This is a genomic window from Microbacterium pasadenense (genome assembly GCF_047246565.1).
Lineage (GTDB): Bacteria > Actinomycetota > Actinomycetes > Actinomycetales > Microbacteriaceae > Microbacterium.
Genome location: NZ_JBFOKN010000001.1, coordinates 1,231,090 through 1,245,284, shown reverse-complemented (window position 1 = coordinate 1,245,284; position 14,195 = coordinate 1,231,090). Strand labels below are relative to the sequence as shown.

Annotated in this window: 17 protein-coding genes; 4 read left to right on the top strand and 13 right to left on the bottom strand. The window is 70.5% G+C overall.

Annotated elements, in window-relative coordinates:
* Positions 1–35 precede the first annotated feature (35 nt).
* From AB3M83_RS06015 to infC, 5 genes are all read right to left on the bottom strand, one after another.
* A complete protein-coding gene (locus AB3M83_RS06015) occupies positions 36–830 on the bottom strand; it encodes an amino acid ABC transporter ATP-binding protein (RefSeq protein ID WP_412945914.1) in 795 nt (264 codons plus the stop codon).
* Positions 831–918: 88 nt separating this feature from the next.
* A complete protein-coding gene (locus AB3M83_RS06010; RefSeq protein WP_412945913.1) occupies positions 919–1,719 on the bottom strand; it encodes a TrmH family RNA methyltransferase in 801 nt (266 codons plus the stop codon).
* Between the two features lie 94 nt (positions 1,720–1,813).
* Positions 1,814–2,194, bottom strand: coding sequence for a 50S ribosomal protein L20 (gene rplT, locus AB3M83_RS06005; RefSeq protein WP_036313766.1), 381 nt, complete (start codon positions 2,192–2,194; stop codon positions 1,814–1,816).
* Positions 2,195–2,224: 30 nt separating this feature from the next.
* Complete coding sequence (gene rpmI, locus AB3M83_RS06000) at positions 2,225–2,419, bottom strand: 50S ribosomal protein L35 (RefSeq protein WP_184218546.1); 195 nt, start codon at positions 2,417–2,419, stop codon at positions 2,225–2,227.
* Between the two features lie 46 nt (positions 2,420–2,465).
* A complete protein-coding gene (gene infC / locus AB3M83_RS05995) occupies positions 2,466–3,119 on the bottom strand; it encodes a translation initiation factor IF-3 (protein ID WP_412945910.1) in 654 nt (217 codons plus the stop codon).
* Positions 3,120–3,342: 223 nt separating this feature from the next.
* Between infC and AB3M83_RS05990 the strand changes: the two genes are divergently transcribed.
* A complete protein-coding gene (locus AB3M83_RS05990; protein WP_412945908.1) occupies positions 3,343–3,741 on the top strand; it encodes a DUF1844 domain-containing protein in 399 nt (132 codons plus the stop codon).
* A gap of 27 nt (positions 3,742–3,768) precedes the next feature.
* Here the strand turns inward: AB3M83_RS05990 and AB3M83_RS05985 are convergent, their stop codons facing one another.
* The 6 genes from AB3M83_RS05985 to AB3M83_RS05960 form a co-directional block, all read right to left on the bottom strand.
* Positions 3,769–4,545 carry an SseB family protein gene (locus tag AB3M83_RS05985; RefSeq protein ID WP_412945907.1) on the bottom strand — a complete coding sequence of 259 codons (777 nt, stop codon included), beginning with the start codon at positions 4,543–4,545 and terminating at the stop codon, positions 3,769–3,771.
* Complete coding sequence (gene priA, locus AB3M83_RS05980) at positions 4,529–5,278, bottom strand: bifunctional 1-(5-phosphoribosyl)-5-((5-phosphoribosylamino)methylideneamino)imidazole-4-carboxamide isomerase/phosphoribosylanthranilate isomerase PriA (protein ID WP_412945906.1); 750 nt, start codon at positions 5,276–5,278, stop codon at positions 4,529–4,531. The genes AB3M83_RS05985 and priA overlap by 17 nt, the downstream gene beginning before the upstream one ends.
* Before the next feature lie 51 nt (positions 5,279–5,329).
* A complete protein-coding gene (gene hisH / locus AB3M83_RS05975) occupies positions 5,330–5,986 on the bottom strand; it encodes an imidazole glycerol phosphate synthase subunit HisH (protein ID WP_412945905.1) in 657 nt (218 codons plus the stop codon).
* Positions 5,983–6,594 carry an imidazoleglycerol-phosphate dehydratase HisB gene (gene hisB, locus AB3M83_RS05970; RefSeq protein WP_412945904.1) on the bottom strand — a complete coding sequence of 204 codons (612 nt, stop codon included), beginning with the start codon at positions 6,592–6,594 and terminating at the stop codon, positions 5,983–5,985. The genes hisH and hisB overlap by 4 nt, the downstream gene beginning before the upstream one ends.
* 74 nt (positions 6,595–6,668) lie before the next feature.
* On the bottom strand, positions 6,669–7,742 hold the full coding sequence (locus tag AB3M83_RS05965) for a histidinol-phosphate transaminase (protein WP_412945902.1): 1,074 nt from the start codon (positions 7,740–7,742) through the stop codon (positions 6,669–6,671).
* Between the two features lie 27 nt (positions 7,743–7,769).
* Positions 7,770–8,150, bottom strand: coding sequence for a LysM peptidoglycan-binding domain-containing protein (locus AB3M83_RS05960; protein WP_412945900.1), 381 nt, complete (start codon positions 8,148–8,150; stop codon positions 7,770–7,772).
* Between the two features lie 273 nt (positions 8,151–8,423).
* Here AB3M83_RS05960 and lexA point away from each other — a divergent pair, with 273 nt between their 5' ends.
* Together lexA and AB3M83_RS05950 are read left to right on the top strand one after the other, a co-directional pair.
* Positions 8,424–9,089, top strand: coding sequence for a transcriptional repressor LexA (gene lexA, locus AB3M83_RS05955; RefSeq protein ID WP_412945898.1), 666 nt, complete (start codon positions 8,424–8,426; stop codon positions 9,087–9,089).
* Positions 9,090–9,145: 56 nt separating this feature from the next.
* Entirely contained in the window at positions 9,146–11,044 is a 1,899-nt protein-coding gene (locus AB3M83_RS05950; RefSeq protein WP_412945896.1) for a prolyl oligopeptidase family serine peptidase, read from the top strand.
* A gap of 19 nt (positions 11,045–11,063) precedes the next feature.
* Here the strand turns inward: AB3M83_RS05950 and hflX are convergent, their stop codons facing one another.
* Positions 11,064–12,581, bottom strand: a complete 1,518-nt coding sequence (hflX, locus tag AB3M83_RS05945; protein WP_412945894.1) for a GTPase HflX — start codon at positions 12,579–12,581, stop codon at positions 11,064–11,066.
* A 78-nt stretch (positions 12,582–12,659) separates the two neighbouring features.
* On the opposite strand from hflX, the gene AB3M83_RS05940 reads away from it, so the two are divergent.
* The gene (locus AB3M83_RS05940) at positions 12,660–13,334 is read left to right on the top strand and encodes a class I SAM-dependent methyltransferase (RefSeq protein ID WP_412945893.1); all 675 of its coding nucleotides are present in this window, start codon (positions 12,660–12,662) and stop codon (positions 13,332–13,334) included.
* On the opposite strand, the gene dapF is transcribed toward AB3M83_RS05940, so the two are convergent.
* The gene (gene dapF, locus AB3M83_RS05935) at positions 13,311–14,177 is read right to left on the bottom strand and encodes a diaminopimelate epimerase (protein WP_412945892.1); all 867 of its coding nucleotides are present in this window, start codon (positions 14,175–14,177) and stop codon (positions 13,311–13,313) included. The two genes, AB3M83_RS05940 and dapF, sit on opposite strands and share 24 nt — an antisense overlap.
* Between the last annotated feature and the right edge of the window lie 18 nt (positions 14,178–14,195).

Sequence of the window (14,195 nt, the reverse complement as noted above, 5' to 3'; positions counted from 1 at the left end):
TCTTCGTTCGTCGCGCCGGTGCAGACGCGGACGTCTCAGTGGGTGATGAGCTTCGAGAGGAAGTCCTTCGCGCGGTCGCTCTTCGGGTTGGTGAAGAACTCCTGCGGGCTGGCTTCCTCGACGATCAGACCGTCGGCCATGAAGACGACGCGGTCGGCCGCCTTCCGGGCGAAGCCCATCTCGTGCGTGACGACGATCATCGTCATCCCGTCGTGCGCGAGGCCGACCATGACGTCGAGCACCTCGTTGATCATCTCGGGGTCGAGGGCGCTCGTGGGCTCGTCGAAGAGCATGACCTTCGGCTTCATCGCCAGGGCACGGGCGATCGCGACTCGCTGCTGCTGTCCGCCGGAGAGCTGAGCCGGCAGCTTGTCCGCCTGGTGGCCCACCCCGACACGGTCGAGCAGCTCGCGGGCGAGCTTGTCGGCATCCGCCTTCTTCATCCCCTTCACCTTGAGCGGTCCGAGGGTGACGTTGTCGAGGATCGTCAGATGCGCGAAGAGATTGAAGGACTGGAACACCATGCCCACGTCGGCGCGGAGCGCGGCGAGGGCCTTGCCCTCCTTGGGCAGGTCGGCGCCGTCGATCGTGATCGTGCCGCTCGTGATCGTCTCGAGACGGTTGATGGTCCGGCAGAGCGTGGACTTCCCCGAGCCGGAGGGCCCGATCACCACGACGACCTCACCGCGGTTGACGGTCAGGTCGATGTCGGTCAGCGCCTGGAAGTCGCCGTAGTGCTTCTGCACATCGGACAACACGACAAGCGGCTCACCGCGGCGGACGTCGATGTTCGACGTGCGCGGCGCAGGATCGGCGGCAGGAGTGGTCATGAAATGCAACCCTATGGGGCGGACACGGTTCTCACCGTGCACTTCGCGCGGGGTTTACAGTTCCGTAATCAACGTCCGCGGATGCCGCTCACCGGTCCGCGCGCTGCGCGAAGGCCGACTCGTACAGGCAGACGCTCGCCGCGGTGGCGAGGTTGAGCGATTCGGCGCGGCCGTAGATGGGAAGCCGCAGCGACATGTCGACGAGGGCCAGCGCCTCCTCATCGAGGCCACGCGCCTCGTTCCCGAACACCCATGCGGTGGGTTCGGCGAGGGTGTCGCGGTGGGCGAGGAAGTCGTCTCCCCCGACGTCGGCGGCGATGACGCGGAGCCCGGCGCCGCGCGCGCGGTCGATCGCGCCGGCGAGGTCGGCGCCGACGGCGACGGGCAGGTGGAAGAGCGACCCGGTCGTGGCGCGGACGACCTTCGGGTTGTAGGGATCCACGGTGCGGCCGGTGAGCACGACGGCGTCCGCACCGACGGCATCCGCCGCCCGGATGATCGTCCCGAGGTTGCCGGGGTCCCGGACCTCCTCGCAGATGACGATCAGCCGCGGAGCGTCGGCGAAGACGTCGCGGACCGAGGTGGGCGCCTGGCGCGCCACGGCGATGATCCCCTGCGGGGTGACCGTGTCCGCCATCGCATCGAGGACAGGCTCGCTCGCGAAGATGACGTCGACGCCGGATTCCTCCGCGATCTCGCGGATGTCCTGATGCTTCTCCCACGCGCTCGGCGTCGCGTACAGCTCGGCGAGGGTGTCGGGACGATAGGTCAGCACCTCGCGGGCGGCCTGCGGCCCCTCGAGGAGGTACAGCCCGGTCTCCTGGCGGGCGGTGCGCTTGCTCAGCTTCGCGACAGCACGTACACGCGGGGACCGGGGGTTCTCGAGCACCTCCCCAGTCTAGGGCGCGGGTCCGCCGCGCCCGCGGCGGACACACGAAAGGGCGCCCTCGAGGAGGACGCCCTTTCGGGGTGCAGAGGTGCGATCAGGCCTTGGGCGCGTTCACGTCCGCGGGCAGCGCGGCCTTCGCGGTCGCGACGAGCGACGTGAAGACGGCCGGCTCGTTGACCGCGAGCTCGGCGAGCATGCGACGGTCGACCTGGACGCCGGCGAGACCGAGGCCCTGGATGAAGCGGTTGTACGTGATGCCGTTCTGGCGGGCAGCGGCGTTGATGCGCTGGATCCACAGACGACGGAAGTCGCCCTTGCGCTTGCGACGGTCGCGGTACGCGTAGACGAGCGAGTGGGTGACCTGCTCCTTCGCCTTGCGGTACAGGCGCGAACGCTGTCCGCGGTAACCGGAGGCGCGCTCGAGGATGACGCGACGCTTCTTGTGGGCGTTGACCGCCCGCTTGACTCTAGCCATTTCTTCTACTTCCTAGTTTCGCGTCGGCGCTCAGAGGCCGAGGAGCTTCTTGGCGACCTTCGCGTCACCCTTGGCCAGGACCTGCTCCTGGTCGAGGCGACGGGTCCGTCGGGTCGACTTGCCCTCAAGGTTGTGACGGAGGTTGGCCTGCTGCTTCATCAGCTTGCCGCTTCCGGTGACCTTGAAGCGCTTCTTGGCACCCGAGTGGGTCTTCTGCTTCGGCATATCTCTTCCTTCGTTGGGTATCCCGCGAGCGGGAGTCTGGGTGCGCTTACTCCGCCGGAGCGGGAGCGGGAGTCTCGTCGGCGGAACCGGACCGCGCGTCGCGCGCGGCCTGCTTCGTCGCCGCGCGGGCGGCGTTCTGCTCGGTCTTGACCTCGGATTTGTTCTTGTGGGGCGCGACCACCATGACCATGTTGCGTCCGTCGATCGTGGGGTTGGATTCCACGGTGCCGAACTCGGCGACATCCTCGGCGAACTTGCGGAGCAGGCGCACGCCCTGCTCGGGACGCGACTGCTCGCGGCCGCGGAACAGGATCATCGCCTTCACCTTGTCGCCGGCCTGGAGGAAGCCCTCGGCACGCTTCAGCTTGGTGATGTAGTCGTGAGCCTCGATCTTCAGACGGAACCGGACCTCTTTGAGGACGGTGTTCGCCTGGTTGCGCCGCGCTTCCTTTGCCTTCTGCGCAGCCTCGTACTTGAACTTGCCGTAATCCATGATCTTGACCACGGGCGGCTTCGAGTTGGGGGCTACCTCGACGAGATCGAGTTCGGCCTCCTGGGCCAGGCGCAGTGCCACCTCGATGCGGACGACGCCGACCTGTTCACCCGCGGGTCCGACGAGGCGGACCTCGGGGACGCGGATGCGGTCATTGGTGCGGGGATCGCTGATGCGGGACTCCTCTTTCGTGCGGGTGTCGGCCACCGGAGACACGAAGGTCGAGTCGCCGGGCGGAAGATCGTCACGTCCACCCCGCACGATGCACGCGCATCGGCTTTACAAGTGTTCTGCACCCTGGACAACCTCGCAGGACGAGGCGGAGTGCGTGACCCGGTAGCCTGGAGCGGCAAGCGCGGGTGGGATGTGATCCTCTTTCGACAGGAAGCAGATGCTTCCGTGCCCGCAGAAGTCTAGCAGAGAGCAGCACGTGAGCACCATTCCGGCCGACCACAGCGACCACGACCCCGAGCGCCTCGCCCACTGGGAGGAGCAGGAGCGCGTCTCGCAGTCCGCGACCCGCGACATCGCCGACGTTCCCGCCGTGGAGGTGATCACGACGACCTCGGTGCACCTGATGAGTGCGGCCGCCGTCAAGCTCGGGCTCGCCGACGACCCGGGGACGCAGAAGGACCTGGACGAGGCGCGGAAGCTCATCAACGCGCTGGCCGGTCTCATCACGGCGGCCGCCCCCGAGGTGAGCGACATGCACGCGCGGTCGCTCCGCGACGGACTCCGCACCCTTCAGCTGGCGTTCCGAGAAGCATCCGCCATCCCCGACCCCATCGGCAAGGGGCCGGGCGAGAAGTGGACCGGCCCGGTCACCTGACCCGGCGCGGCCGGCCGTCCGCGCCCGTCAGGCCCGGAGGAGCTTGACGGTCAGCGAGTCCACGAGGACCGCGACGCGATCGTCGGCGGCCCAGCGCGACGCGAGCCGCTGCAGGATCGCATCGAGCGCACCCTGGTCGAGCCCGTCGACGAGGTGGAGCGACACCACGAGCTCGGGACCGCGAAGTCGCGACCGCGGATCGCCCGAGGCGACCGACAGGTCGATCACGCCGAGCTCGGCACCGATGGACTCCTGCAGTCCGGCGTACACCTCGGGCGACACGTGCGGTGCCTCCCACGGCTCCCCGCGTCCGATCGCCCAGACCGCGGGCCGTCGGATCACGAACTCGGTGTCGCTGCCGGGGTCGATGACGATCAGCTCCGTCTCGTCGGCGACCGCGGACAGCGCCGTGCGGACGCCGTCCGCGGGCACCGGACGCGCGGTGGCATCCCACGTCGACATCGCCTGAACCGACGAGAACACGGGCAGGACCCGGCGCCCGTCCGGGGCTGCGACCGTCACGATCGACAGCTCCTGCGTCTTGTCGACGGCGAGCCCGGTGGGCCCCACCCCCTCCTCGCCCTTCTCCGCGACGAGCGGGATCAGCAGTCGCGCGTTCCGGTAGGCGTCGATCACGGCGGCGGCGTCGCCCGCTCCCTCGTGGAACCTCGTCAGCGCGGCGAGCAGCGCGGGATCCGCGCTCCCGTCGTCGCCCTGATGCGCGTTCGGCTCGAAGCGGCGCCCCTCCCAGGGGACGCCGGCGGAATCGGCCGCATGACCGTGCGGGTCAGTGTCCGGCGACATCCAGCGCCTCGGCCAGCGTGAACGCGCCCGCATAGAGCGCCTTGCCGACGATGGCCCCTTCGACACCCAGCGGGACGAGGTCGCGGAGCGCTGCGATGTCGTCGAGGCTCGAGATGCCTCCGGATGCCACGACGGGCTTGTCGGTGCGCGAGGCGACCTCGCGCAGCAGCTCGATGTTCGGTCCCTTGAGCGTGCCGTCCTTGGTGACGTCCGTCAGGACGTACCGCGAGCAGCCCGCCGCCTCGAGTCGCTCGAGGACGTGCCACAGGTCGCCGCCGTCCCGGGTCCAGCCGCGCGCCGCGAGGGTGGTTCCGCGGACGTCGAGACCCACGGCGATGGCGTCGCCGTAGCGGGAGATGACGTCGGCCGCCCACTCCGGGTTCTCCAGTGCCGCGGTCCCCAGGTTGATGCGGGACGCGCCGCTGTCGAGCGCGGCTTCCAGCGTCGCGTCGTCACGGATGCCGCCGGAGAGCTCCACCTGCACGTCGCCGCGCAGGTGCTTGATCACCTTGCGCAGCAGCGGGGCGTTGGTCCCCCGGCCGAAGGCGGCGTCGAGGTCGACCAGGTGCACCCAGTCAGCACCCTGGCGAGCCCACTCCTCGGCGGCCTCGACGGGACTCCCGTAGTTCGTCTCGGTGCCCGCCTCGCCCTGTGTCAGACGGACGGCCTTGCCGTCGGCCACGTCCACGGCGGGCAGGAGGATCAGTTCGGGGGAGGATGCGAATTCGTTCATGGCTCCGGGTGGGGTGATGTGCACGCTGGCGCATGCACGGGCGGGGTCGGGTCAGGCGGCGGGCAGCGAGCGGATCCAGTTGCCGAGAAGACGGATGCCGGCCGAGCCGGATTTCTCGGGGTGGAACTGCGTCGCCGTCAGCGGGCCGTTCTCCACGGCGGCGAGGAACGGCGCGCCGTGATCGGACCACGTGAGCACGGGCTGCCGGAACGGCTTCATGACGTCGAGCGACCACTCCTGAGCGCCGTAGGAGTGCACGAAGTAGAACCGCTCGTCCTCGAGACCCGCGAAGAGCGTCGAGCCCTCGCCCGCACGGACCGTGTTCCAGCCCATGTGCGGGAGGACCGGTGCGGGGAGCTCGGCGACGACGCCCGGCCACTCCCCCAGCCCCGCGGTGTCCATGCCGCGCTCGACACCGCGGTCGAACATGATCTGCATCCCCACGCAGATGCCCATGACGGGCATCCCGCCGGCGAGGCGCCGCTCGATGAGCTCATCGCCGTGACGGGCGCGCAGGGCGGCCATCACGGCGGCGTACGACCCGACGCCGGGCACCAGCAGGCCGGCGGCCTCGGCGATCATCCCCCGGTCACGGGTCAGCCGAGCGTCGGCTCCCGCGGCGATGAGCGCCTTGACGGCGGAGTGGACGTTGCCTGACCCGTAGTCCAGGACGGCGACGAGCGGAGCGCCGGAAGCGGCATCCGTCACAGCGCGCCCTTGGTGCTCGGGATCCCCTGCACGAGCGGGTCGAGCGCCTTCGCCTGGCGGAACGCGCGGGCGAAGGCCTTGTACTCGGCCTCGGCGATGTGGTGGGGGTCGCGGCCGCCCAGCACCCTCACGTGCACCGTCAGACCGGCGGCGAAGGCGAGCGCCTCGAACGTGTGGCGCACGAGCGAACCCGTGAAGTGGCCGCCGATGAGGTGGAACTCGAAGCCCGCCGGCTCGCCGGTGTGCACGAGGTAGGGGCGCCCGCTGATGTCGACCACGGCCTGTGCGAGCGCCTCGTCGAGCGGGACGAGCGCATCGCCGTAGCGCGAGATGCCGGACTTGTCGCCGAGCGCCTCACGGATCGCCTGGCCCAGCACGATCGCCGTGTCCTCGACGGTGTGGTGCGCGTCGATGTCGGTGTCGCCCGTGGCGCGGACGGTCAGATCCGTGAGGGAGTGCTTCGCGAACGCGGTCAGCATGTGGTCGAAGAAGGGCACCGACGTGTCGATGGAGCTCTGACCGGTGCCGTCCAGGTTCAGTTCCAGCTCGATGGTCGACTCGCTCGTCGCACGGCGGACGGACGCCGTACGGGGTGCGGGGATGCTCATCCCCCCAGTCTACCGAGGGACGGCCGGCCGGCCGCGCCCGGTGACATCGGTGCGGCGACGGCGGGCCGGAACGGTCAGAGCGATGCCAGCGCCTCGAGGAAGGCCGTGGACTCCTCTTCGGTGCCGGCGGTGACGCGAAGGGTGTGGGGCAGTCCCACGTCGCGGATCAGGATGCCGCGATCGTAGAGGGCCTTCCAGGTCGCAGCCGGGTCGTCGACGCCGCCGAAGAGCACGAAGTTCGACCAGCTCTCGTAGGGCGTGTAGCCGAGCGCCGACAGGGTCGCCGAGATGCGGTCCCGCTGCACGACGATCTCATCCACCATCCCGAGCATCGCGGGCGCGTGGCGCAGCGCAGCCGTCGCGGCCGCCTGCGTCAGCGCACTGAGGTGGTAGGGCAGCCGGACCAGCCGCAGCGCGTCGATCAGGGCAGGATCGGCTGCCATGTACCCGACCCGGGCGCCGGCGAACGCGAACGCCTTGCTCATGGTGCGGGAGACGACCAGTCGTTCACGGCCCTGCAGCAGGGTCACCGCCGACGCCTGCTCGTGCGGTGCGAACTCGAAGTACGCCTCATCGACGATGACGATCCCGTGGGATGCGTCGTAGACCGCCTCGATCGTCTCGAGCGACAGAGGCGTCCCGGTCGGGTTGTTCGGCGAGCACAGGAAGATGACGTCGGGCTGCACCGCGTCGACCTGGGCGGCGGCATCCGACGGCGAGAGCGTGAAGTCGTCGCCACGCGTCCCCGCGATGTACCGCGCGCCGGTGCCCGCCGTGAGCAGCGGATACATCGAGTAGGTGGGGCCGAAGCCGAAGGCGGTGCGCCCCGGGCCGGCGAAGGCCTGCAGGATGTGCTGGAGCACCTCGTTCGATCCGTTGGCCGCCCAGATCTGCTCCTGCTGAAGACCTTCGCCCAGGTAGTCCGCGAAGCCCTCACGGAGAGCCGAGAACTCCCGGTCGGGGTAGCGGTTGATGTCCCGGAGCGCGTGGGCGATGCCGTCGAGGATGTCGTCCGCGACGTCTTCGGGCACCGGGTGACTGTTCTCGTTGACGTTCAACGCCACCGGAAGGGGCGCTTGCGGCGCACCGTAGGGCGTCTTGCCCCGCAGATCGTCACGGAGGGGAAGGTCGTCCAGGCTCACGCTCACCCAGCCATCGTAGGCCGGGAGCGGCGATCACTGCCCGTCGGCGGCGCCCGCGGAGTACTCCACCGGGATCGACAGGGACTGCCCCGCGTCGAGGACGGCAGAGCTCAGCGCGTTCAGGTTCATGATGTCCTCGACCACGTCGCGCGGATCGGCGGCCGGTGCCACATCGCGAGCGATGGACCACAGGGAGTCCCCGGGCAGGACCGTGACGCTCTCGAAGGTGCCGGAGGGCGCCCCGCTCTCGGCCGTGGCGAGGGCGCCGCCCCCGGAGACGATCGCGAAGCCCAGCGCGGCGACGGCGGGAACGGAGGCGAGGCCTGCCAGCACTCGGCGGCCCCGGACCGTCAGACGCAGCCGCGTCGTCGGCGCGGTCATCGCGGCGGTGTGGGAAAGGGTGATCGTGCTCATGTTTCCTCCTCGGGTGGCCCCGTCGGGTGAGAACTTCGGTCGCCTCCTCGCAAGGAGCAGAGCGGGTGCGAACTTCTCTTCCGAATCTATCTTCGATTCTTCTAGACTGTCAAGCGCATCGATCTCGCAGATCGATCGAAGACGACACGCGGTCGGCTGCGGTTCGATGCGGTCGGGACCGGATACGGTTTCGATGACCACACCCCATCACCGACCTCCGACATTCGAAGCCGAGTGCAGCTGGCGAGGGCGGGGGCGATGAAAGGAACGCGCATGAGCGAGAAGCCGCAGACCCGTCGGCGCAAGAGCCTCAGCGAGAAGCAGCTCGCCATCCTCGAGGTGATCCAGCGCTCCATCGCCCGTCACGGCTATCCGCCGAGCATGCGTGAGATCGGGGATGCCGTCGGGCTGAAGTCGCTCTCCAGCGTCACCCATCAGCTCAATCAGCTCGAGCTGAGCGGCTACCTCCGTCGCGACCCGGGCAAGACGCGGGCGATGGAGGTCCTCATCGACCTCCCCGGCGCGGCCGGGGAGAATCCCGCCGATGCCGCGCCGGCTGTCGGCGACGCCGCCATGGTGCCGCTCGTCGGCCGGATCGCCGCCGGCGTGCCCATCACGGCGGAGCAGCAGGTGGAGGAGATCTTCCCCCTCCCCCGTCAGCTGGTCGGCAAGGGCGAGCTGTTCATGCTGAAGGTGTCGGGCGACTCGATGATCGACGCGGCCATCTGCGACGGCGACTGGGTCGTCGTCCGCTCGCAGGCGAACGCCGACAACGGCGAGATCGTCGCGGCGATGCTCGACGGCGAAGCGACGGTGAAGACGTTCCGCCAGCGCGACGGGCACACGTGGCTCCTCCCGCGCAACTCCGCGTTCGAGCCCATCCTCGGCGACGAGGCCACCGTGCTCGGCAAGGTCGTCGCGGTCCTCCGCGCCGTCTGAGGCGGACCCGGTCGCGTCCGGGGATCCGGCCGTGCTCGGCCGCGTACCGTGGACGCATGACGACGATCGCGCCCTACGGTTCCTGGAAGTCGCCCCTGTCCGCTGCTGATGCGTCCGCGGCATCGACCCGCTTCGACGGAGCGCGCTTCGTCGGCGACGAGATCTGGTGGGGCGAATCGGTGGCGGCCGAGGGCGGCCGGTCGTCGGTGCGCCGCCGCACCGGTGCGGGCGACATCGAGGACCTCCTCCCCTCGCCGTGGAGCGCGCGCTCCCGCGTGCACGAGTACGGCGGCGGATCGTGGACGGCGACCGACGACGGACTGCTCGTCTTCGTCGAGAAGACCGACCAGCGCGTCTGGAGCGTCCGGCCCGGAGAGGACCCGATCCCGCTCACCGCGGAGGAGCCCGCGGCGCGACACGGCGGACTGCGGTGGCAGCACGGCACCCTCCTCGCCGTGCGCGAGGTGCACGGCGACGAGGCGGTGCCACGACGCTCGATCATCGCGATCCCCCTCGACGGATCGGGCCGGGTCGGCGAGCTCGTCGCGGGCAGCGACTTCGTGGCGCAGCCCTCGCTGTCGCCCGACGGCAGCGCGCTCGCCTGGGTCGCCTGGGACCACCCCGACATGCCGTGGGACGGCACACAGCTGCGCGTCGGCCCCCTCGTCGCGGGCCGCGTCGAGACGTGGACGTCCGTGTCGTCGGGAGCGACCGCCGCTCTCCAGCCCGAGTGGACCGCCGACGGGGCGCTGCTGTTCGTCGACGATCCGACCGGCCGGTGGAACCTGTGGCGCGCGGATGCGTCCGGTGGGGAGCCGCGTCCGATCGCGCCCGCCGACGCCGACACCGGCGGTGGCCTCTGGGTCCTCGGGGTCCGCTGGTTCGCTCCCCTCGAGGACGGCGACGTCATCGCGGTCCGCACCCACGGGTCGGACACGCTCGTGCGCCTCTCCCCCGACGGCGCCGTGGTCGACGTCGACGTCCCCATCCGCGCGCGGGCGGCGATCGAGGATGCCGCCGGCTCCCGCGTGCTCGTGTCGGGAGTCGCTCCCGGGGTCACCGGCGTCTGGCTCGTCGAGCAGGACGGCAGCTCGTCGCTCGTCCGCGGCAGCTCATCCGACCTCGCGTCCGAGTGGACGCCGGACGTGCGGGCGCTGACCGTCGCCGGTGCGCACGGCGACGTGCACGCGTTCGACCACCCGCCGACGAATCCCGGGTTCGTCGCGCCGGAAGGCGAGTTGCCGCCCTACGTCGTCCTCGTCCACGGCGGTCCGACCTCGCACGTCGGCGGGGTCGCCGACAGCAAGATCGTCTACTTCACGAGCCGCGGCATCGGGGTGCTCGAGGTGAACTACGGCGGCTCCACCGGCTACGGCAGGGCCTACCGCGACCGACTGCGCGGACAGTGGGGCATCGTCGACGTCGACGACGTCGCCGCCGCCGCAGCCGGACTCGCGGCGGAAGGCCGCGCGGATGCCGCTCGACTCGCGATCGAGGGCGGCTCGGCAGGCGGCTGGACGGTCCTTGCGGCACTCGTCGGAACCGACGTGTTCGGCGCCGGCATCTCGCGGTACGGCGTCGGCGACGCGCGCACCCTCGCGACGGACACGCACGACTTCGAGGCGCGGTACCTGGACGGCCTGATCGGGCCCCTCCCCGAGGCCGAGCACCTGTACCTCGAGCGGTCACCGCTCAGTCGGACGGACCGGTTCCGGGTGCCGGTGCTCCTGCTGCAGGGCGACGAGGACGAGGTCGTCCCGCCGTCGCAGGCGGAGGCGATCCGCACCGCGCTCCTCGAGCACGGCGTCCCCCACGCCCACGTCCTCTACGAGGGCGAGGGCCACGGGTTCCGCCGGCCCGAGACGATCGTCCACTCGCTGGAGTCCGAGCTCGCCTTCCTCGGCCAGGTCTTCGGCTTCCCGACGCCCGGCGTCCCCCCGATCGAGCTCGACTGACAGCGACCGCCGGAGCGGCTCAGCCGACGGCGTAGGGGGCGAGCTCCGCCGCAAGCCGCTCCGACACATGGGCGTGGACGGCTGTGCCGCCCTCCTCGTGGCTCGTCGACACGATGAGCCCCGCCTCGTGGACCGCGTTGACGAGATCCCCGCGGTCGTACGGGACGAGCGCGTGCACCTCGACGGCGGGCAGCGGCAGAGCCTCCTCGATGGCGGCGCGCAGCTCGGCGATGCCCTCGCCGGTGCGGGACGACACGAAGTGCGCCTTCGGCTCGAGGCCGCGTAGCACGAGGCGGGTGTCGGGGTCGACGAGGTCGGCCTTGTTGAACACCACGATCTCGTTGGTCGACCGCGCCCCGACATCACCCATGACGTCCCGGACCGTCGCGAGCTGCGCGGCCGGGTCGGGGTGCGACCCGTCGACGACGTGGACGATGACGTCGGCTTCACCGACCTCTTCGAGCGTCGATCGGAACGCCTCCACCAGCTGGTGCGGGAGGTTCCGCACGAACCCGACGGTGTCGGTGAGGGTGAAGATGCGGCCGTCTGCCGCCTCGGCGCGACGGACCGTCGCGTCCAGCGTCGCGAACAGCGCGTTCTCAACGAGCACGCCCGCGCTCGTGAGCCGGTTCAGCAGGCTCGACTTGCCGGCGTTGGTGTAGCCCGCGATCGCGACCGAGGGGATCGTGTTCCGCTTGCGCTCGGCGCGTTTGGCATCGCGCGCCGGCGCGAAGTCGCGGATCTGCCGACGCAGCATCGCCATGCGGGTGCGGATGCGACGACGATCGAGCTCGATCTTCGTCTCACCGGGACCGCGCGAGCCCATGCCCGCGCCGCCTGCGCCCACCTGTCCACCGGCCTGCCTGCTCATCGAGTCGCCCCAGCCGCGCAGGCGCGGCAGGAGATACTCGAGCTGCGCGAGCTCGACCTGGGCCTTGCCTTCGCGGCTCTTGGCATGCTGGCTGAAGATGTCGAGGATGACGGTGGTCCGATCGATGACCTTGACCTTCACGACGTCCTCGAGCGCGCGCCGCTGGCTGGGGGCGAGCTCGGTGTCGGCGATGACGGTGTCGGCGCCGACCGCCGCGACGAGGTCGCGGAGCTCGGCGGCCTTGCCGCGGCCGATGTACGTGGCGGGGTCGGGGTGCGGTCGACGCTGGAGCACGCCGTCGAGGACGACGGCGCCCGCGGTCTCGGCGAGGGCGGCGAGCTCCCGAAGCGAGTTCTCGGCGTCCTCCTGCGTCCCCTGCGGGTAGACGCCGATCAGGACGACGTTCTCCAGACGCAGCTGGCGGTACTCGACCTCGGTGACGTCCTCGAGCTCCGTGGAGAGACCGGGCACACGACGCAGTGCGGCGCGCTCTTCGCGGTCCCACTGGTCGCCGTCGGTGTCGCCGTACGACACCGTCGCGGCATCCTGCAGCGCCTGAGCGGAACCGAACACGCTCACCCCGGAACGCGCATCGGCGTGCGTGAGCACCCGATCGACCGGGTCCACCGGCTCATCCGTCGTGGAAGGGGTGGTCGTATCTGTCATCTTCACCTTTCGTGGCCTCACGGCCGTCCGGAAACTCTAGCCTCCCGCGGTCGGGAGCGCCTCCGCTACGCTCGGAGGATGGGGAGCGATCATTACTTCAGCGCGTCCCCGTCCAGTTCTGAGAATCTCCGTCGCATCCGTGCCACCCTCTCGGGTCGCGACGTCGAGGTGATGACCGCGGGCGGGGTCTTCAGTCCCGATCACATCGACGGCGGGACGGCGGTGCTGCTCGCCAACACCCCTCCGCCGCCACCGGGCGGTCACCTTCTCGACCTCGGCTGCGGCTGGGGTCCGATCGCGCTGTCGCTCGCGTTCGACGCCCCGCACACGACCGTGTGGGCGGTCGATGTGAACGAGCGCGCCCTCGATCTCGTGCGTCGCAACGCGCAGTCCCTGGGTCTCGACAATGTCAACGCCGTGCGTCCCGAAGATGTTCCCGATGATGTGACGTTCCGCACGATCCGGTCGAACCCGCCCATCCGGGTCGGCAAGGACGTCCTCCACGGGTTGATGGAGACGTGGCTTCCCCGCCTCTCCGACCGCAGCGACGCCTGGCTCGTCGTGCAGCGGAACCTGGGCTCGGATTCGCTGCAGCGCTGGCTCGCTGCGACGCTCGACCGGTCCTACTCCGTGTCACGGGCGGCCACCGCTCGCGGTTTCCGCGTGCTGAGAGTACGCCGTCACGGCAGCCCGGAGACGGGGTCGATCGAGCTCCCCGGCGACACGTCGTCAGACGAGCGCGACCTCGCCTGAGAAGACGAGCGACGCAGGCCCCGACAGGAGGACCCGCTCACCGGCATCCGTCCGCACGACGCGCACGCCCAGGCGGCCGCCCGCGACGTCGACGGTCCATCGATCCGGGGCTGTCGGCCCCGCCCAGTGACGGACGGCGAGAGCGGATGCCGCGACCCCCGTGCCGCACGACAGGGTCTCGCCCACACCGCGCTCGAACACGCGCATGCGGATCGCTCCGACGCCGTCGTGGACGAGCGGCTCCGCCGGCACGACGAACTCGACGTTGGCACCGGCAGGCGGGAGGGGGTCGAGCACCGGCTGGACGGTGAGATCGAGCTGTTCCAGCTCATCCGAGCTCGAGAGAGCGACGACCACATGGGGGTTGCCGACGTCGATGCCGAGGCCCGGTCGCGCGACGGCCAGCCCGCGGCCGCGGACGAGCACGTCCCCCGCTTCCGGCCGCCACAGTCCCAGGTCGACCTCGAAGCCGTTGTCGGACAGCGTCACGCTCTTGGTGCCCGCGCGCGTGCCGATCCTGAGCGTCTCACCGGGCGCCAGCGTCGCGAGGCCGGCACTCAGCAGGTACTTCACGAAGACGCGGACGCCGTTGCCACACATCTCGGCGACCGAGCCGTCCGCGTTGCGGTAGTCCATGAACCATTCCGCGTCCGGCGTGTGCGCGCCGGCGTCGATGGCGGCGGACCGGACGACGCGCAGCAGCCCGTCCGCGCCGATGCCGAAGCGGCGGTCGGTCAGCGCGGCGATCTGCTCGCCGGTGAGGTCGAGGTCGCCGTCCGGGTCGGCGACGATCACGAAGTCGTTTCCGGTTCCGTGGCCTTTGGTGAATGGGATCGTCGACACCCTGCGATTCTACGGGCG